This is a genomic window from Pedococcus sp. NPDC057267 (assembly GCF_042668795.1).
In the GTDB taxonomy this organism is placed as follows: Bacteria; Actinomycetota; Actinomycetes; order Actinomycetales; family Dermatophilaceae; genus Pedococcus.
On the sequence record NZ_JBHUYG010000088.1, the window covers coordinates 1 to 18,386 of the forward strand.

An 18,386-nucleotide genomic window follows, 5' to 3' on the forward strand; every position below is an offset into this window, starting at 1 on the left:
GCACCACACAGGTGCCGGGCCCTCGTACGAACGGTCGGACCCCGGTGGCCGCAGGGACGGACCCGGCCACCCGTTCGCCGCGCGTCCGTCCACCCCGCATGTCCCGACCGACGCGGTGACGTGCGGCACCGTACATTTGAGCCCGTACATGCGCTGGTAGCCAGAGAGGACCGACGTTGACCACGCCACAGGGGATCCGGGTGCTCGTCGCCGACGACGACCCGGACATCCGAGACCTCGTCGACTTCAAGCTGAGCCAGGCCGGTTACGCCGTGCAGGCCGTCCCCGACGGCCTGGCCGCCTGGGAGGCCTACCAGCAGGAGGCCCCCGCCCTCGTCATCCTCGACGTGATGATGCCGGGCCTGTCCGGCATCGACGTCCTGCGCAAGATCCGGGACAGCGAGACCCCCACGACCCCCGTCCTGCTGCTCTCGGCCAAGTCGCGTGACACCGACGTCGACACCGGCTTCGCGGTCGGGGCGGACGACTACGTCATCAAGCCGTTCAGCCCTCGCGAGCTCCTGCACCGCGTGAACGGGATCCTCGCCCGGGCCCGATGAGCTGGCACACGCTGGTCGTCGCGACCCTCGCCGTCCTCGTGGGCGTCGTGGCACTGGCGGTGGTCGTGGTCCTAACCAAGGTGCTGCGGACCAGGCGTGAGCAGGCGGCCCGGGCCGCCCTCGCCCCGTACCGCCTCCACCTCGTGGCCCTGGCCGCGGGCGAGGACGAGGACGGCAGCCACCTGCAGGCCCTGATGGAGGCGCCCGTGGCCGTCCGCGGCGTCGTCGACGACGCGGTGGTGGAGTTCCTGCAGAAGGTGCGCGGCGCTCCGACGGACGAGCTGTCCATGGTCCTGCTGACCCACGGTGCCCTCGAGCGCGCGCCGCACCACCTGCGCAGTCGCAGCGAGCGCGAGCGGGCGCGCGCTGCCCAGATGCTCGGCCTGTGCCGCGTCGGAAGCGCCCTCCCGCTGCTGATCACCGCGCTCCAGGACTCCTCGCTGGAGGTCCGGGTGGCCGCGGCGCAGGCCCTCGGCCAGCTCGGCGAGCCCACGGCCGCGGCGCCGCTGCTGGCCGCGGTGGGGGCCGAGCACGGCATACCGGCCGGCATCGGTGCCGACGCGGTGAGCAGCCTCGGTGTCGGCGTCGCACCTGCACTCGTCGACGCCCTCGGGTCGAGCAGCTCGACGACCCGCACCGTGGCGGCGTACGTCAGCGGCGTGGGAAGCTTCCGCCGCAGCGTCCCGGCCCTGCGCGAGCTCGTCCGGTCCGACCCCGACCTGACCGTGCGCGAGACCAGCGCGACGGCGCTGGGCAACATCGGCGCCGCCGACGACGTGGAGGTGCTCGCCGAGCACACCGGCGCGGCGCACCCGCTGCCCCTGCGACGCATCTGCGCGGAGGCGCTCGGCGCCCTCGGCGACCCCGCCGCGGTCCCGCACCTCGGCGCGCTCCTCTCCGACCCCGACCCGCGCCTGGCCGAGATCGCCGCCACCAGCCTGCTCGAGCTCGGGCCGCGCGGGCGCGCGGTCGTCGCGCCGGTCGAGGAGGGGGAGGCGCGCACGGCGCAGGAGGGTGTCTGGGACGCCCGGCGCGGCCTGCCGGTCGCCTCCGCGGTGACGGTGGCGGCGCTCCGGGACGGCGTGCCGGACGCGGTGCGCGAGGCCTCGGCCGACGAGCCCGGGAACGCCCGGTGACCGGCTTCCTGGAGTCGCTGCGCCCGGGCGTCGTGTGGCTGCTGGAGGTCACCACGATCCCGGTGCTCGTCTACTTCGTCCTCATCAACTCCTCCTACCTCGTCACGATCGTGCTGGCAGCACTGGAGATCCGCGCCCAGCGACGCCGCGACGAGGCCGGCGTGCAGACCATGGGCCGGTCCCTCACGCCCGGCGTGTCCGTCCTCGTGCCCGCGCACAACGAGGAGGCCGGGATCGTCACCTCGGTCAAGGCCCTGCTCTCCCTGCGGCACCCGCGGCACGAGGTCGTCGTGGTCGACGACGGCAGCACCGATCAGACGCTGGACCGGCTCGTCGAGGCCTTCGACCTCGTCCAGATCCCGCGCGTGCTGCCCCAGGACGTGCACGTCGAGGCCGCACTGCGCGGCGTCTACGTCCCGCGCGACGGGCGCACGCGGCTGCTCGTCGTCACCAAGGACAACTCCGGCAAGACCGAGGCCGTCAACACCGGCATCAACGCGGCCACCGAGCCGCTCGTGGCTGTCATCGACGCCGACTCGGTGCTGGAGCCCGACGCCCTGCTCCGGGTCGCCCAGCCGTTCTCCGACGACCCGACGCGCATGGTCGCGACCGGCGGCACGATCCGTGCGGTCAACGGCTGCCGCGTCGTGTCGGGGCGTGTGGTCAAGGTCGCCCTGCCGCGCACGTGGCTGCCGCGGATCCAGGTCGTGGAGTACTTCCGGGCGTTCCTGCTCGGCCGCACCGGCTGGTCCCGGCTCGGTGGCCTCATCCTCATCAGCGGCGCGTTCGGCCTGTTCCGGCGCGACATCCTCGTCGAGGTCGGCGGGCTGGACCACACCAGCATCGGCGAGGACTTCGAGCTCGTCATGCGCATCCACCGGCACCTGCGCGACGAGGACCGCGACTACCGCGTGCAGTTCGTCCCCGAGCCGGTGTCGTGGACCGAGGCCCCGTCGACGTTCCGGGTCATGCGCAACCAGCGGCGGCGCTGGCACCGCGGCCTGTGGGAGACCCTCTGGGCCTACCGGGGGATGCTGCTGCGCAAGCGCTACGGCCGCGTCGGCTGGGTCGCCCTGCCGTACTACTGGCTGTTCGAGCTGCTCGCACCCCTGCTCGAGGCCTACGGCATCGTCATCCTGCCGCTCGCGCTGTGGCTGGGCGTCGTCGACGTGCCCTTCGCCCTGCTGTTCCTCCTGCTCGCCTACGGGTATGCCGTCCTCGTCACCCTGGCCGCTCTGGCCGTGGAGGAGTGGGCCTTCCACCGGCACGAGCGCTGGCGCGACCTCGGCCTGATCCTGCTGTCCTCGGTGCTCGAGAACGTCGGGTACCGCCAGCTCACCGTGTGGTGGCGCCTCGAGGGCTGGTGGGCCAGCCTGCGGGGGCGCAAGCAGGTGTGGGGCGTCATGACGCGTACGGGCTTCGAGGGCGGCGACACGCCGTGACCGCGGGCCCGCGCCGGCGTCGGGGAGGGGCAGGCCTGGCCCGCCGGTCGGTCGCGGTGCAGGTCCGTGTCCTCGCGGGGAGCCTGCTCGTGGTCCTGCCGCTGCTCTTCGGCCTGGTCTTCGCCCAGCTGGTGCACCAGAACCAGGCCGCCTCGGTCCTCACGCTCTCGCTCGGGCCGGCCGTGGAGTCCAACAACACGGCGCTGCTGGACATGACCGAGGCCGAGTCGGGGTGGAGCCAGGAGGTCAACGGCGCCGTGCCCGTGATCCGGTACCGGCTCAAGAAGGACCTCGTCACCGCCGACCTCGACCACGTGGGCAGCGCCATCGCCTCGGACTCCCTCGACGACTCCCGCCGGGGCCGCTACGCCCCGCTGCTCGAGGCGCAGCGCGCCGCGGTCCAGGCCTGGTTCGACGCGGCCGAGAAGGCCGAGGCCAGCCTCGGGCAGTCGCTGTCCGTGACCAGCAGCACGCAGGCCGACGCCATCCGCGCCTTCCGCCAGGTGCGGGACAGCAACCGGGCGCTGGCCGCCGAGCTCAAGGCCGAGCGCGACCGCGTCCGCCGCGACGTCCGCTCGTCCTCCGGCACCGCCACCGCCCTGCTCGCCGTCGCCGTGGTGCTCACGACGGTCCTCCTGGCCCTGTGGGGGCTGCTCCTGCGCCGCTCGGTGTCGCGCCCCCTCGAGCGGCTGCGCGCCGTGGTCGCACGCCACCGCGACGGCGACCGTGACGCCGCGGCCGACGACGCCACCGGCGCCGCCGAGGTGCGCGGCCTGGCCGCGGACTTCAACGGCCTCACCCGCGCCAACCTCGTCCTGCAGGAGCAGCAGGCCTCCGTCCTGCTGCTGCACCAGCTGGCGCTCGACGTCGCGAGGGAGGTCCACGGCGCCCCCGACATCGACTCGGCCGTGTATGCCGTGTGCGCCATGCTCGGCGAGGGCCTGGCGGCCGACCGGGTCCTGCTCTACACCCACGACGAGGCCGGCCACATCGACCAGCGCACCCAGTGGCGGCGGTACGACCTGCCCGACCTGCCGCCGCTGCCACCGTCGCTCGGGCAGGAGGTGGCCCAGGTCAACGAGGAGCTGCGGCGGGCCGGCTCGTTCTTCGCCGTGCCCGACTTCCTCGAGCCCGTGGTCCAGGAGCAGGACCGGGCCAAGCGGTTCTACCGGGCCACGGGGGCCCGCAGCCTGCTCATGGTGCCGCTCGGGGTGGGCCAGCAGGGCCTCGGCGTCCTGTCCGTGATGATGGTCGACGGGCCGCGCCGGTGGCGCCGGCACGAGATCCAGGCGGCCCAGCAGTGCGCCGGGTACGTCGCGCAGTCGATCGTCTCGCTGCGGCTGCGCGAGCTGCAGGACGACCAGCTCACCCGGCTCACCGAGCTCGACCGGCAGAAGACCGACTTCCTGGCGACCGTGTCGCACGAGCTGCGGACCCCGCTGACCTCGATCGCCGGCTACCTCGAGATGCTCGAGGACGGCGACTACGGCGACCTCACCCGTTCCCAGCTCGACGCCCTCGGCACCATCCGGCGCAACGCCGTCCGGCTCCGCGGCATGATCGAGGACCTCCTGGTGCTCAACCGGATCGAGGCCTCCGGTGTCCAGCCGAGCCTGCAGGACGTGCCCGTCGCCCGCCTGCTCGGCGGCGTCGTGGAGGTGCTGCGGCCCAGCGCCGCGGCGGCGGGTGTCGACCTGCGCCTCGCGGCCGTCGACCCCGGCCTGGTCGTGCGCGTGGACCAGCAGCACATGGAGCGGACCTTCATCAACCTCGGCTCCAACGCCGTGAAGTTCACGCCGTCCGGTGGGCGGGTGGACCTGTCGGCCCACGCGGACGACGACCGTGTCGTCGTGACGGTCTCGGACACGGGCATCGGCATCCCGGCCTCGGAGCAGGCCAACCTCTTCCAGCGGTTCTTCCGGGCCAGCAACGCCACCCACCAGGCCATCCCGGGGACGGGCCTGGGGCTCGCGATCGCGCGCTCCATCGTCGCCGGGCACGGCGGCGACCTCGAGCTCGAGTCGGTCGAGGGCACGGGCACCACGATCCGCGTGCTCCTGCCGCTCGTGGGGGCCGTCGCGGCGGGGAATGCCGCCCGCCTCGACGCCGTTTAGGAGAAGGTGCGCCACGTCTGGCACACTTGACCGCTGACCGGTTCACCGCAGCACGGGCAGATCCCGCGGACCCGGCCACACCGACTCAAGGAGCACGCTTTGAAGAAGGACATCCACCCGGAGTACGTCGCCACCACGGTGACCTGTACCTGTGGCAACACGTTCGAGACCCGCAGCACCGCTGCGAACGGCGTCATCCACGCCGAGGTCTGCTCGAACTGCCACCCGTTCTACACCGGCAAGCAGAAGATCCTCGACACCGGTGGCCGCGTGGCCCGCTTCGAGGCGCGCTACGGCAAGAAGGCCGCCAAGTAGCTTCCGCGATGCGCCGGTCCCGACCTCACTGGTCGGGGCCGGCGCATTTGTCTTCCCGAGAGACCCCGCCCCACCCGACCCCGCCGCGCGGCCACCGCGTGGCGTCCACCGACACCGGAGAGCGCCCATGCTGGAGTCCGCCGCCGCCCTCGTCGAGGAGCACGCCGCCCTGGAGGCGCAGCTGGCCGACCCCGCCGTCCTCGCCGACCTCGACCTGGTCCGCAAGGTGAACAAGCGGTATGCCGCGCTGGGACCGACCGTCGCGGCATACCACGCGTGGCACGCCGCCCAGGACGACCTGGCGGCCGCGCGCGAGCTCGCCACCGAGGACGCCTCGTTCGCCGAGGAGGTGCCGGCCCTGCAGGAGCAGCTGTCGGCGGCAGAGGACCGGCTGCGCCGGCTGCTCGTCCCGCGCGACCCCGACGACGACCGCGACGTCATCCTCGAGGTCAAGGCGGGGGAGGGCGGCGAGGAGTCCGCGCTGTTCGCCGGCGACCTGCTGCGGATGTACCTGCGCTACGCCGAGCGCCGCGGGTGGAGGACCGAGGTGATCGACGCGACCGAGTCCGACCTCGGTGGCTACAAGGACGTCCAGGTGGCCGTGAAGGCCAAGGGCACGCCCGAGCCCGGCGACGCCCCGTGGGCGCGGCTCAAGTACGAGGGCGGGGTGCACCGCGTCCAGAGGGTGCCCGTCACCGAGAGCCAGGGCCGGATCCACACCTCGGCGGCCGGTGTCTGGGTCATGCCCGAGGCCGAGGAGGTCGAGGTCGAGCTCGACCCGAACGACCTCAAGATCGACGTCTACCGCTCGTCCGGCCCCGGGGGCCAGTCGGTCAACACCACCGACTCTGCGGTGCGCATCACCCACCTGCCGACGGGCGTGGTCGTGTCGTGCCAGAACGAGAAGAGCCAGCTCCAGAACAAGGAGTCGGCGATGCGGGTGCTGCGCGCCCGGCTGCACCAGATGGCGATGGACGAGGCCGCGGCCGCGTCCGCGGAGGCCCGCAAGAGCCAGGTCCGCACGGTCGACCGCAGCGAGCGGATCCGCACCTACAACTTCCCCGAGAACCGCATCTCCGACCACCGGACCGGGTTCAAGGCGTACAACCTCGACACCGTCCTCGACGGCGACCTGGACCCGGTCGTGCAGTCCGCCGTCGACGCGGACGAGGCCGCCCGGCTCGCCGCGGTCGCCGAGGGGTGAGCACCCTGCGGGCGGAGGTCGTCGCCGCCACCCGTGCCCTCGCCGACGCCGGGGTGCCCTCGCCGGAGGCGGACGCCCTCGCGCTCGCGGCGCACGCGCTCGGGTGCGACGTCTCCGACGTCCGGCGGCGGATGGTGCTGCTCGAGGAGGCGGGTGCCGGGTTCGCCGACCGGTATGCCGGCCTGGTCGCCGAGCGGGCCGCCCGGCTGCCGCTGCAGCACCTCACCGGGCGGGCTCACTTCCGCCACCTGACCCTGAGCGTCGGTCCCGGCGTCTTCACCCCCCGCCCGGAGACCGAGGTCGTGGCCGGGTTCGCCATCGAGGCGGCGCGGGCGAGCGGCCCGGCCCCGGTGGTCGTCGACCTGTGCACGGGCTCGGGCGCGATCGCGCTCGCCGTGGCCGACGAGGTGCCCGGCGCGACGGTGCACGCCGTGGAGCTGTCCGTGGAGGCGCACGCCTGGGCCGCACGCAACGTCGAGGCGAGCGGGCTGCCGGTGGACCTGCGCCTGGGTGACGCCACCGCGGCGTACCCCGAGCTCGACGGCACCGTCGACGTCGTCGTCTCCAACCCGCCCTACATCCCGGTGGGCATGGTGCCGCTCGACCCCGAGGTCCGCGACCACGACCCGGAGGTCGCCCTGTACGGCGGCAGCGAGGACGGCCTCGCGATCCCGCTCGCGGTGGCGCGCCGGGGGGCCGGGCTGCTGCGCCCGGGCGGGACGCTCGTGATGGAGCACGCCGACAGCCAGGGCGAGGCGCTGCCCGCCGCGCTGCGCCGCACGGGGGAGTGGACCGACGTCGTCGACCACGCCGACCTGACCGGTCGCCCGCGCGCGACCGTCGCCACCCGCGCCTGACGCCGCTCAGGCGGCTCGCGTCGTCGCTGCGGTGACGAGGGCGCGGGCTGCTGCGGCTGCCGCCGCCGGCGCCTCCGGGCTCGCGTCGAGCGACCCGCTGGCCAGGCCGCCGTCGAGCAGCAGGGTGATCGACCGGGCCAGCCCGTCGGGGTCGGTGGCGCCGGCGGCCGCGGCGAGGTCCCGCACCCACTCCAGGACGGCGGTCTTGTGCGCGACGGTGCGGTCGTGGACCGGGGTGCCCGGCAGGGACTCGGCGGCGGCGTTGATGAAGCCGCAGCCGCGGTAGCCCTCGGAGAGGCAGGCGCTGGACAGGGCGCCGAAGAGGCCCACGATCTGGTCGGCGGGGTCGTCGCCCGCCGCGGCCGCGGCCGACCGCAGCTGCGCGGTCCACGCCGCGTCGACACCGTCGAGGTAGGCCACGACGAGGTCGTCCTTGGACGGGAAGTGCTTGTAGAACGTCGCCTTGGCGACGCCGGACTCGGCGATGATCAGGTCGATCCCGACGGCCCGGATCCCCTTGGCGTAGAAGAGGCGCGTGGCCGTCTGGAGGATGCGCTCACGGGCTGAGCCGGAAGGGGCCGTCGTCGTCACCGGACCAGCATACCTTGTGGGTAGACAGGTCTGTCTGTTACGGTCGGCGGCAGCTGAGTAGACAAGTCTGTCTACCCCGTGAACCGTCCCCAAGGAGCACCCATGAACATCGCAGTCCTCGGCACCGGCATGGTCGGCCAGGCCCTTGCCGGCCGCCTCCTCGAGCTGGGCCACGACGTCGTCGTCGGCACGCGCGACCCCGAGGCGACGCTGGCCCGCACCGAGCCGGACGGCATGGGCAACCCGCCGTTCAGCGCCTGGCTCGAGGCGCACCCGGCGGCCCGGCTGGTCGCCATGGCCGATGCCGCCGCGGGTGCGGAGCTCGTCGTCAACGCCACCAGCGGCGAGGGCGCCCTGCCCGCCCTCGAGCAGGCGGGGGCCGACAACCTCGCCGGCAAGGTCGTGCTCGACATCTCCAACCCGCTCGACTTCTCGCAGGGGTTCCCGCCGAGCCTGTTCGTCAAGGACACCGACTCCCTCGGCGAGCAGCTCCAGCGCGCGTTCCCGCAGGCCCGCATCGTCAAGTCGCTGAACACCCTCAACGCCGCCCTGATGGTCGACCCGAAGTCGCTCGGGGAGGAGTCCACCGTCTTCGTCGCCGGCAACGACCAGGCGGCCAGGGACACGGTCACCGAGCTGCTCCACGCCTTCGGCCACACCGACGTCATCGACCTCGGCGACATCACCGGCGCCCGGGGGACCGAGATGCTGCTGCCGGTCTGGTTGCGCCTGATGCAGACGCTCGGCACGGCGTCGTTCAACTTCCGAGTCGTGCGCTGACGGCAGTCGCCACCTCGGCGTGACCCGGGGCAGCGGTCGTCCCGCAGGTCGGCCGCAATAGGCTGTGCCGCATGAGCCCGGTCTACGACTGCACCACTGACGAGGGTCGCGCCGAGGGGGTCGCCAGGGCCGCCGAGGCCGTGCGCGCCGGGGAGGTGGTGGTCCTCCCGACGGACACCGTCTACGGCGTCGGCGCCGACGCGTTCTCCGCCGAGGCGGTCGCCTCCGTGCTGGCGGCCAAGGGCCGCGGGCGCGAGATGCCGCCGCCGGTCCTGGTCCCCAGCGTCCGGACCGTCGACGGCCTGGCCACCGACGTCCCGGCGTACGCACGCGACCTGATCGCCGAGTTCTGGCCGGGGCCGCTGACCCTGGTGCTCACCGCGCAGGCGTCGCTGGCGTGGGACCTCGGCGACACCAACGGCACGGTCGCGCTGCGCATGCCGCAGGACGACGTCGCGCTCGCGCTGCTGACCGAGGTGGGCCCGATGGCGGTGACGAGCGCCAACCTGACCGGCCGGCCGCCGGCGACGACCGTCACCGACGCCGCCGCCCAGCTCGGCGCCGCCGTCTCGGTCTACCTCGACGGTGGCCCCACGACGAGCATGGAGGTGTCCACCATCGTCGACTGCACCGGCCCCACGCCGACCGTCCTGCGCGCCGGCGCGATCACCCAGGACCAGATCGACGCCGTGCTCGAGCGCCTGGCCGAGGGCGCGGGTGAGGCTGCCGAGCCGTCCGCCGCCGCGGGGGAGCCTGCCCCGGCGCAGGCCGCGGGAGAGGCCTCCGAGGTGTCCGCGGACGCCTCCGGGGCCGCGGGCGACGACGCCCTAGAGTTGCCCCCGACCCCCGAGCCCGCTGCCGACACCCCGGGAGAGACCCATGAGCGCTGACACCTTCTACGGCTCCGACTTCGGCGCGCTGGAGGCCTTCGACCCGGAGGTGGCCGGTGTCCTCGTCTCCGAGCTCGACCGCATCCGCGGCGGCCTGCAGCTGATCGCCAGCGAGAACATGTCGAGCCCCGAGGTGCTCACCGCGCTCGGCTCGACCCTGAGCAACAAGTACGCCGAGGGCTACCCCGGCCGCCGCTACTACGGCGGCTGCTCGGAGGTCGACAAGGCCGAGAACCTCGCCATCGAGCGGTGCAAGGCCCTCTTCGACGCCGACCACGCGAACGTCCAGCCGCACTCGGGTGCGAGCGCCAACCAGGCGGTCTACGGCGCGTTCATGCAGCCTGGCGACACGATCCTCGCGATGGCCCTGCCCATGGGCGGCCACCTCACCCACGGAACCAAGGTGTCGTTCTCGGGCAAGTGGTTCAACGCCGTCCACTACGGCGTCGACCGCGAGACCGAGAACATCGACTACGCCGAGGTGGAGCGCCTCGCCAAGGAGCACCGGCCCAAGGTGATCCTCGCCGGTGGCTCGGCGATCCCGCGCCTCATCGACTTCGAGTTCTTCCGCAGGCTGGCCGACGAGGTCGGCGCGATCTTCTGGGTGGACGCCGCCCACTTCATCGGCCTCGTCGCCGGCAAGGCGATCCCCAGCCCCGTGCCGTACGCGGACGTCGTCACCTTCACGACCCACAAGGTGCTGCGCGGCCCGCGCTCGGGCGCCCTCGTCTGCAAGGAGGAGCACGCCGCCAAGCTCGACAAGGCTGTGTTCCCGATGATGCAGGGCGGCCCGCAGATGCACACCATCGCGGCCAAGGCGGTCAACTTCAAGGAGTGCGCGACGCCCGAGTACCAGGCGTACGCCAAGCAGGTCATCGAGAACGCCTCGGTCCTCGCGACCGCGTTGGGGGAGAAGGGGATCCGGCCCACGACCGGCGGCACCGACACCCACCTGTCGCTGCACGACCTGCAGGGCGTGGGTGTCACCGGCGCGGACGCCGAGGCCCGTGCCGACGCGGCCGGCATCGTGCTCAACAAGAACGCCATCCCGTTCGACCCGCAGAAGCCGAACATCGCCAGCGGCATCCGAGTCGGCACGCCCTGCGTGACGACCCAGGGCATGGGGACCGAGCAGATGCGCACCATCGCCGACCTCATCGCCAAGGCAGTCGTCGAGGGGGACGCCGACCCCGACCACGCGGTCTCCAAGGAGGTCCGCGCGGGCGTGACGGAGCTCGTCACCAGCTTCCCGGCATACCCTCGGGGATGACCGCCGGCGCAGAGCCCGGACGCCCGGTCCCCGATCCCGCCCGAGAGGCACGTGGGTGCGCGAGTACCTCCTGGTCCTGATGGTCGCCGCGGTGGTGACGTATGCCGCGACGCCGCTGCTGCGTGCCGTCGCCGTGCGCCTCGGGGCCTTCACCCCCGTCCGTGACCGGGACGTCCACTCCGCCCCGATCCCACGGCTCGGGGGAGTGGCGATCTTCCTGGGGTTCGCGGCGTCGATGCTCGCGGCGAGCCACCTGCCGTTCCTCGGCCAGGTCTTCGTCCTCGGGCCCGAGCTCAAGGGCGTGCTCTACGGCGCAGCGATCGTGTGCCTCATCGGCGCGATCGACGACATCCGCGAGATGGACTGGCTGACCAAGATGGGCGGCCAGATGTTCGCCGCCGGCATCATGGCGTTCAGCGGGATCCAGCTCTTCCAGCTCCCGATCGGCGGGGTGACGGTGCTGCCGACGCCGATCATGGTGGGGCTCACCGTCTTCGCCGTCGTCGTCTTCACCAACGCCGTCAACTTCATCGACGGGCTCGACGGGCTCGCGGCGGGGGTGGTGGTCATCGCGGCAACGTCGTTCTTCATCTACAGCTACGGCATCTCGCGCACCTTCGACCCGCCGAACGTGTTCTCCTCGGCCACCCTCATCTCGGCCGCGCTGATCGGCTGCTGCCTGGGGTTCCTCCCGCACAACTACCACCCCGCCCGGCTGTTCATGGGCGACTCGGGGGCGCTCCTGCTCGGCCTGTTGCTGGCGGCGGCCACGATCTCCACCACGGGGAACGTCACGCCGTCGCAGGTCAGCACCAACCCGGTGGCCGCGACCCTGCTGCCGCTCGTCGTGCCGCTCGCGATCATCCTGCTGCCGCTCGTCGACATCCTGCTCGCGGTCGTGCGCCGCACCCGCCGGGGGGAGCGCCCCTGGCAGCCCGACAAGCAGCACCTGCACCACCGGATGCTGCAGATCGGTCACGGCCACCGCCGGGCCGTGCTGCTGCTGTGGCTGTGGGCGGCCGTGACCTCCCTGGGGTCGGTGAGCTTCGTCCTCGTGCCCGACCCGCTCGTCGCGGCGATCGGCGTCCTCGTGGCGGTGGTCGTCGCCGGCGTGCTCACGGTCTGGCTGCCCCGCTGGTCCACCCCCGGGCACCGGCCCCGCCGGGTCACCTGACCCGGGCCCACCCGGGCCCGCCCGCGCGCGCCCGAGGCCACCCGCGCCCGCCCGAGGCCACCGCGCCCGCCCGAGGCCACCGCGCCCGCCCGAGCCCCGGGATCGGCCGATCGGGGCGAGTTCGCCCGATTCGCGCCCCACCCGACCCCGGACGGCCGTACGGTTCCCCCGCTCCGTTCCAGGACCAGAGGGGGGACCCACACCATGAGCTCGTTCGACCACACGGCTGCCGACGCCACGCTGCCCGACCAGCCCGACCGCAGCGGGGAGGCCGCCGTCCCCACCACGTCGCCCACCGCACCGGTGGCCTCGACGCCCTCCGCGGCGCCCTCCGCCCCGGCACCCGCGGCAGCCTTCGCCCCGGCACCTGCGGCAGCCTCCGCCACGGGACCCGCGCCGGCGACGCCGGGCGCGGCGGCACCCGTGCCCGTCGGAGCCCCCGTGCGGGCGGCGCAGCCGGTCGAGATCGTCCCGCGCGGCATCCTGTGGTCGCTCGCCGCGATCCCGCTCGGCATGCTCACCTCGGTACTCATCTGGAGGCTGGGCTACATCGCCTCGATCTCCAGCTTCCTCATCGCCGGTCTCGCCACGTGGCTGTACACCAAGGGCGCCCGGGCGGTCCCGCGCCGCGGGCTGGTCCCGCTGGTCGGCGTCATCGTCGCCGGCGTGGTGCTGTCCTTCCTGGCCATCGTGGCCGGCGACATCGTGGACTACCACGGCACGCCCGAGGGCCAGGCCCTCGGCTACCCGTCGGCCCTCGACATGGTCGCGGCGAACCTCTTCGACCCCAAGGTGCTCGGCTCGTACGGCTCCGACCTCGTCATGTTCGTCGTCTTCGCGGCGCTCGGGATCTTCGGCACGCTCCGGCGGCTCATGCGGTCGCGCGGCTGACCCCGGGGTCCGCGCGGCTGGCCCCGGCGGACCCGCGGCACCTGCTCCATCGCCCAGCCCCGTCCCCGGCGCCCGGGGGCGGGGCTGCCTGCTGCCGTCCCGGGACGGTGGTCCCTGGCCGGGACCAGGGTGTGGTTTGGGCCCGGGGGAGAGCTTGTGATAGCTTTCACAAGCGCCGGAGACGGCGTCCCGACCCTCTTTCGCCAGGCACCCAGCCCCGACGAACCAGGCAGGCCAGACCATGTCGCAGCAGACCACGCCCCGGGGTGACAACCTCTTCCACGTGGTGCTCCGCCGGGCCCTGGTCCCCGCGGCGGTCGCCGGCCTCGTCACGTCGGTCGTGCTCGGCGTCGTCCGCGGCCTCACCGGGGGTGTGGCCGGCCTCGTCGGCGTCGTCATCGCCCTGGCGTTCTTCGCGTCCGGCCTCGTGATGGTCGGGCGGTTCGTGCGCGACCGCAGCGAGCCGATGCTCTTCATGGCCGTCGGCATGGCGGTCTACTTCGCCCAGGTGCTCGTGCTCCTGGGCGTGCTGGTCGTCGTCCGCCGGATCGACTCGCTCGACAGCGTCGCAGCCGGGATCGCGATGCTCGTCACCGTGCTCGTCTGGCAGGCGGCGCAGGTGCTGGCGTGGCGGCGCGCCCGCGTGCCCGTCTACGACGAGCCGGACAGCGGGACGGTGGCGCCGTGAGCGCCACAGCCCGCGTCGCGGGTGGCCGTCGGGGTCGGGTAGCGTACGGGCTGTCGTACGCCACGACTCCGGCCAGCGTCCGTCCGCGCAGTTCCTGCTGCACTGGCCCCCGACCCGGAGCGGCGGTGCGGCTGCTCGACACTTCACTGGAGGAGAGGCTGTGAGCCTGAACGTGGTGCCCATGCACATTGCCGGCGTCGTCCCCGCCGCCGGCGGCGGCGAGGGCGGATTTCAGACGCCGGGCGTCGCGAACTTCTGGTGGCCGCTGATCGGCGGTGACAGCCCCTGGACCTTCACGCGCCCCGCGCTCGTGCTGCTGATCTCGGTCGGCATCCTCGCGTGGTTCTTCGTCGGCACCAGCAGCAAGCTCTCCGTGGTCCCGAGCCGGCGCCAGTTCCTCGTCGAGGGCACGTACAACTTCGTGCGCAACACGATCGGCCGCGACATCATCGGCAGCAAGGACTTCCTGCAGTTCCTGCCGCTGCTGTTCACGCTCTTCACGCTGATCCTGCTGAACAACGTCTTCGGCATCGTGCCCTTCGTGCAGTTCCCGACGATGAGCCGCCTCGGCATCCCGCTGGTGCTCACGCTGATCGTGTACATCACGTACCACACGGTCGCGATCCGCCGGAAGCACGGCGTTCTGGCCTACTTCAAGTCCCTCGTCCCGCCGGGGCTGCCGGGCTGGCTCAAGCCGATCCTGTTCGTGCTCGAGTTCCTCACCTACTTCGTGATCCGGCCGCTGACCCTGGCGCTGCGACTCATGGGCAACATGCTCGCCGGCCACCTCATGCTGCTGGTGTTCATCCTCGGCGGTGAGTACCTCCTGCTCCACGGCGGCAACCTGTTCCTCAAGTTCTCCGGCGTGCTGTCCTTCGGCTTCTCGATCGGCATGACGTTCTTCGAGCTGCTCATCGAGTTCCTGCAGGCGTTCATCTTCACCCTGCTGGCCGCGCTGTACATCGCCGACGCGGTCTCCGAGCACCACTGACCCCACAGTCCCGGGGCCCCGGTCCCGTCCGCAGCACCAACTGAACACACACCCACGACACCGGGAACCCCTCCCGGTGCCACCGAAAGGATCGAAAATGACCGGCAACATCGCCTTCCTCGGCTACGGCCTCGCCGCGATCGGCCCCGGCATCGGTGTCGGCCTGATCTTCGCCGCCTACATCAACGGTGTCGCCCGCCAGCCCGAGGCTCGCGGAATGCTCCAGACCATCGCCTTCACCGGCATGGCCATCACCGAGGCGCTCGCGATCCTCGGTCTGGTGTTCGCGTTCGTCTTCAAGGGCTGACCTCCCCCTAGTCCCACCCTCCCGAGCTCCAACAGATAGGACGCGATGTGATTACCGCATCCGTGGTTGCCGCCGGGGAGACCAACGGTTTCCCTTCGGGTTTCCCGCTGCTCCCGCACCCTGCCGAGATGATCGTCGGGGTCATCGCCTTCGCGATCTTGTACTGGCTGTACAAGACGAAGGTGGTGCCGCGCATGGAGGAGGTGTACGCCGAGCGCACCGCCGCGATCGAGGGCGGCATGCAGCAGGCCGAGGAGGCCCAGCAGCAGGCCCAGGCTGCCCTCGAGCAGTACCAGGCCCAGCTGGCCGAGGCCCGGGCGGAGGCCGCGCGCATCCGTGAGGAGGCTCGCGAGCAGGGTGCGGCGATCGTCGCCGAGATGCGCGGCCACGCGCAGACCGAGGCGGCTCGCATCACCGAGGCTGCGCACAAGCAGATCGAGGCCGAGCGCCAGCAGGCGGTCGTCCAGCTGCGCAGCGAGGTGGGCCGCCTGTCCACCGACCTGGCCAGCCGCATCGTCGGGGAGTCGCTCGAGGACGAGGCGCGCCAGCGCGGGATCGTCGACCGCTTCCTCGCCGAGCTCGAGGCCGGCGACGTCAAGCCCGAGAAGGTCGGGGAGGGCGCCTGATGCGTGGTTCGTCGCGGGCCGCTGCGCTCGCCGGCAGCAAGGCGCTCGACGCCGCGCTGGCCGGGGGCGTCGACCGCAGCCGGCTCGGTGACGAGCTGCTCGCGGTCGCGACCACCATCGACGGCTCCGCCACGCTGCGCCGGGCCCTCGCCGACCCCTCGCGCGAGGGGTCGGACAAGGCCGCCCTGGCCGAGCGCCTGCTGACCGGCAAGGTCACCCCCGAGACGGTCGTCGTGGTGAAGAACCTCGCCGGCCAGCGCTGGGCCGCCGAGCGCGACCTGCCCGACACCGTGGAGGAGCTCGGCATCTCTGCCGTCCTCGCGGGCGCCGAGCAGGCGAGCCGGATCGACCGCGTGGAGGACGAGCTCTTCCGGTTCGAGCGGACCGTGGCGGCCAACCCCGAGCTGCGTGACGCGCTGACCAACCGGCAGGGCGACCCCCAGGCCAAGGCCGAGCTCGTGCAGCGGCTGCTGGAGGGCAAGACCGCACCGGAGACCCTCCGACTGGCGCGCCAGGCCGTGCTCGCCCCCCGGGGCCGCAAGCTCGACCGGACGCTCGAGGCATACCTCGCCCTCGCCGCCCAGCGGCGTGAGCAGGTGACCGCCGTCGTGACGGTGGCGCACGACCTCACCGCCCAGCAGCGCGAGCGGCTCGCCGCGGCGCTGCAGAACATCTACGGCAAGCCGGTGCAGCTCCAGCAGGTCCTCGACCCGCACGTCATGGGCGGCATCCGGGTGCAGGTCGGCGACGAGGTCGTCGACGGCACCGTGCTGCGGCGGCTCGACGAGGCGCGACGGCACATCACCGGGAGCTGACGGCCGCGCGCCGCCTGCACCCCCAACCGACAACGCAGGACACACGACAGAGGTCGGCTCAGCCCGAGCCGGCAGCTGCACCACCAAGGGAGAAGAGAGTCAGATGACGGAGCTTTCGATCCGTCCGGAGGAGATCCGGGACGCACTGGACAACTTCGTTCAGTCCTACGAGCCCGGCGCGGCCTCCCGCGAAGAGGTCGGCCGCGTCGTCGACGCCGGTGACGGCATCGCCCACGTCGAGGGCCTGCCCTCGGCCATGACCAACGAGCTGCTCGAGTTCGAGGACGGCACGCTGGGCCTGGCGCTCAACCTCGACGTCCACGAGATCGGCGTCGTCATCCTCGGTGACTTCTCCAAGATCGAGGAGGGCCAGGAGGTCAAGCGCACCGGCGAGGTCCTGTCGGTCCCCGTCGGCGACGAGTACCTCGGCCGCGTCGTGAACCCGCTCGGCCAGCCGATCGACGGCCTCGGCGAGGTCGGCGCCACCGAGCGCCGCGCGCTCGAGCTTCAGGCGCCCACGGTGGTGCAGCGCAAGTCGGTCCACGAGCCGCTGCAGACCGGCCTCAAGGCCGTCGACGCGATGACCCCGATCGGCCGTGGCCAGCGCCAGCTCATCATCGGCGACCGCCAGACCGGCAAGACCACGGTCGCGGTCGACACGATCATCAACCAGAAGGAGTTCTGGGAGTCGGGCGACCCGGAGAAGCAGGTCCGCTGCATCTACGTCGCCATCGGCCAGAAGGGCTCCACCATCGCCTCGGTGCGCGGCACCCTCGAGGCGGCCGGTGCCCTCGACTACACCACGATCGTCGCGGCTCCCGCCTCCGACTCGGCCGGCTTCAAGTACCTCGCCCCCTACACCGGCTCGGCCATCGGCCAGCACTGGATGTACCAGGGCAAGCACGTCCTCATCGTCTTCGACGACCTGTCCAAGCAGGCCGAGGCCTACCGCGCCGTGTCGCTGCTGCTGCGCCGCCCGCCGGGCCGCGAGGCATACCCCGGTGACGTCTTCTACCTGCACAGCCGGCTGCTCGAGCGCTGCGCCAAGCTCTCCGACGAGCTCGGCGCCGGCTCGATGACGGGCCTGCCGATCATCGAGACCAAGGCCGGCGACGTCTCCGCGTACATCCCGACCAACGTCATCTCGATCACCGACGGCCAGATCTACCTGCAGGCCGACCTGTTCAACGCCAACGTGCGCCCGGCGATCGACGTGGGTGTGTCGGTGTCCCGTGTCGGTGGTGCCGCGCAGATCAAGGCGATGAAGGACGTCTCGGGCCGCCTGAAGCTCGACCTCGCGCAGTTCCGCGCGATGGAGGCGTTCGCCATGTTCGCGTCCGACCTCGACGCCGCGTCCCGCGCCCAGCTCGCCAAGGGTGCCCGCCTGGTCGAGCTGCTCAAGCAGCCGCAGTCGGCGCCGTACCCGGTCGAGGAGCAGGTCGTCTCGATCTGGGCCGGCACCTCGGGCCAGCTCGACTCGGTCGCCGTCGAGGACGTCCGCCGGTTCGAGGCCGAGTTCCTGGACTACCTGCGCCGGGAGAAGAAGGGCCTGCTGGACGCCATCCGCGAGTCCAAGAAGTTCGAGGACGAGACCCGCTCCGGGCTCGAGGACGCCGTCAAGGCGTTCAAGGAGCAGTTCGCCGCCTCCGGTTCCGAGACCACCCCGGTCGGCCACGAGGCCGACCCGGGCGAGCTCGAGCACGAGGTCGAGCAGGAGCAGATCGTCAAGCAGAAG

19 protein-coding genes are annotated in these 18,386 nt (G+C 72.5%); 18 read left to right on the forward strand and 1 reads right to left on the reverse strand.

Features of this window, described 5'->3' with window-relative positions; genetic code table 11:
- The first annotated feature begins 176 nt into the window (after nt 1-176).
- The 7 genes from ACFUC1_RS16380 to prmC all read left to right on the forward strand — a co-directional run bounded on the left by ACFUC1_RS16380 (nt 177) and on the right by prmC (nt 7,628).
- Nucleotides 177-560, forward strand: a complete 384-nt coding sequence (locus ACFUC1_RS16380; protein WP_379121659.1) for a response regulator transcription factor — start codon at nt 177-179, stop codon at nt 558-560.
- Nucleotides 557-1,696 carry a HEAT repeat domain-containing protein gene (locus tag ACFUC1_RS16385; RefSeq protein ID WP_379121661.1) on the forward strand — a complete coding sequence of 380 codons (1,140 nt, stop codon included), beginning with the start codon at nt 557-559 and terminating at the stop codon, nt 1,694-1,696. Before ACFUC1_RS16380 ends, ACFUC1_RS16385 begins: the two co-directional genes overlap by 4 nt.
- The gene (locus ACFUC1_RS16390; protein WP_379121663.1) at nt 1,693-3,138 is read left to right on the forward strand and encodes a glycosyltransferase family 2 protein; all 1,446 of its coding nucleotides are present in this window, start codon (nt 1,693-1,695) and stop codon (nt 3,136-3,138) included. The genes ACFUC1_RS16385 and ACFUC1_RS16390 overlap by 4 nt, the downstream gene beginning before the upstream one ends.
- Nucleotides 3,135-5,252, forward strand: coding sequence for a sensor histidine kinase (locus ACFUC1_RS16395; RefSeq protein ID WP_379121665.1), 2,118 nt, complete (start codon nt 3,135-3,137; stop codon nt 5,250-5,252). Before ACFUC1_RS16390 ends, ACFUC1_RS16395 begins: the two co-directional genes overlap by 4 nt.
- A gap of 99 nt (nt 5,253-5,351) precedes the next feature.
- Nucleotides 5,352-5,567 (forward strand): 50S ribosomal protein L31, encoded by a 216-nt coding sequence (gene rpmE / locus ACFUC1_RS16400; protein ID WP_379121667.1) that lies wholly within the window; start codon nt 5,352-5,354, stop codon nt 5,565-5,567.
- Nucleotides 5,568-5,694: 127 nt separating this feature from the next.
- Entirely contained in the window at nt 5,695-6,771 is a 1,077-nt protein-coding gene (prfA, locus tag ACFUC1_RS16405; RefSeq protein ID WP_379121669.1) for a peptide chain release factor 1, read from the forward strand.
- Nucleotides 6,768-7,628 (forward strand): peptide chain release factor N(5)-glutamine methyltransferase, encoded by an 861-nt coding sequence (gene prmC / locus ACFUC1_RS16410; protein ID WP_379121671.1) that lies wholly within the window; start codon nt 6,768-6,770, stop codon nt 7,626-7,628. The genes prfA and prmC overlap by 4 nt, the downstream gene beginning before the upstream one ends.
- A 6-nt stretch (nt 7,629-7,634) precedes the next feature.
- Here the strand turns inward: prmC and ACFUC1_RS16415 are convergent, their stop codons facing one another.
- Complete coding sequence (locus ACFUC1_RS16415; protein WP_379121673.1) at nt 7,635-8,219, reverse strand: TetR/AcrR family transcriptional regulator; 585 nt, start codon at nt 8,217-8,219, stop codon at nt 7,635-7,637.
- A 102-nt stretch (nt 8,220-8,321) separates the two neighbouring features.
- On the opposite strand from ACFUC1_RS16415, the gene ACFUC1_RS16420 reads away from it, so the two are divergent.
- From ACFUC1_RS16420 to atpA, 11 genes are all read left to right on the forward strand, one after another.
- Entirely contained in the window at nt 8,322-8,999 is a 678-nt protein-coding gene (locus ACFUC1_RS16420) for an NADPH-dependent F420 reductase (protein WP_379121675.1), read from the forward strand.
- Nucleotides 9,000-9,070: 71 nt separating this feature from the next.
- Nucleotides 9,071-9,889: an L-threonylcarbamoyladenylate synthase gene (locus tag ACFUC1_RS16425; RefSeq protein WP_379121677.1), complete on the forward strand. Its 819-nt coding sequence runs from the start codon at nt 9,071-9,073 to the stop codon at nt 9,887-9,889.
- On the forward strand, nt 9,879-11,159 hold the full coding sequence (gene glyA, locus ACFUC1_RS16430; RefSeq protein ID WP_379121679.1) for a serine hydroxymethyltransferase: 1,281 nt from the start codon (nt 9,879-9,881) through the stop codon (nt 11,157-11,159). Before ACFUC1_RS16425 ends, glyA begins: the two co-directional genes overlap by 11 nt.
- 55 nt (nt 11,160-11,214) lie before the next feature.
- Nucleotides 11,215-12,333: a glycosyltransferase family 4 protein gene (locus ACFUC1_RS16435; RefSeq protein ID WP_379121681.1), complete on the forward strand. Its 1,119-nt coding sequence runs from the start codon at nt 11,215-11,217 to the stop codon at nt 12,331-12,333.
- A gap of 204 nt (nt 12,334-12,537) precedes the next feature.
- Complete coding sequence (locus tag ACFUC1_RS16440; RefSeq protein WP_379121683.1) at nt 12,538-13,224, forward strand: hypothetical protein; 687 nt, start codon at nt 12,538-12,540, stop codon at nt 13,222-13,224.
- Nucleotides 13,225-13,465: 241 nt separating this feature from the next.
- A complete protein-coding gene (locus ACFUC1_RS16445) occupies nt 13,466-13,912 on the forward strand; it encodes a hypothetical protein (RefSeq protein ID WP_379121685.1) in 447 nt (148 codons plus the stop codon).
- Nucleotides 13,913-14,093: 181 nt separating this feature from the next.
- Nucleotides 14,094-14,903, forward strand: a complete 810-nt coding sequence (atpB, locus tag ACFUC1_RS16450) for a F0F1 ATP synthase subunit A (RefSeq protein ID WP_379121693.1) — start codon at nt 14,094-14,096, stop codon at nt 14,901-14,903.
- A 97-nt stretch (nt 14,904-15,000) separates the two neighbouring features.
- Nucleotides 15,001-15,210, forward strand: coding sequence for an ATP synthase F0 subunit C (gene atpE, locus ACFUC1_RS16455; RefSeq protein WP_310155013.1), 210 nt, complete (start codon nt 15,001-15,003; stop codon nt 15,208-15,210).
- A gap of 47 nt (nt 15,211-15,257) precedes the next feature.
- Nucleotides 15,258-15,836, forward strand: a complete 579-nt coding sequence (locus ACFUC1_RS16460; RefSeq protein WP_379121687.1) for a F0F1 ATP synthase subunit B — start codon at nt 15,258-15,260, stop codon at nt 15,834-15,836.
- Nucleotides 15,836-16,651, forward strand: a complete 816-nt coding sequence (locus ACFUC1_RS16465) for a F0F1 ATP synthase subunit delta (RefSeq protein ID WP_379121689.1) — start codon at nt 15,836-15,838, stop codon at nt 16,649-16,651. Before ACFUC1_RS16460 ends, ACFUC1_RS16465 begins: the two co-directional genes overlap by 1 nt.
- Before the next feature lie 103 nt (nt 16,652-16,754).
- The coding region (atpA, locus tag ACFUC1_RS16470) for a F0F1 ATP synthase subunit alpha (RefSeq protein WP_379121691.1) at nt 16,755-18,386 on the forward strand (1,632 nt) is incomplete at its 3' end.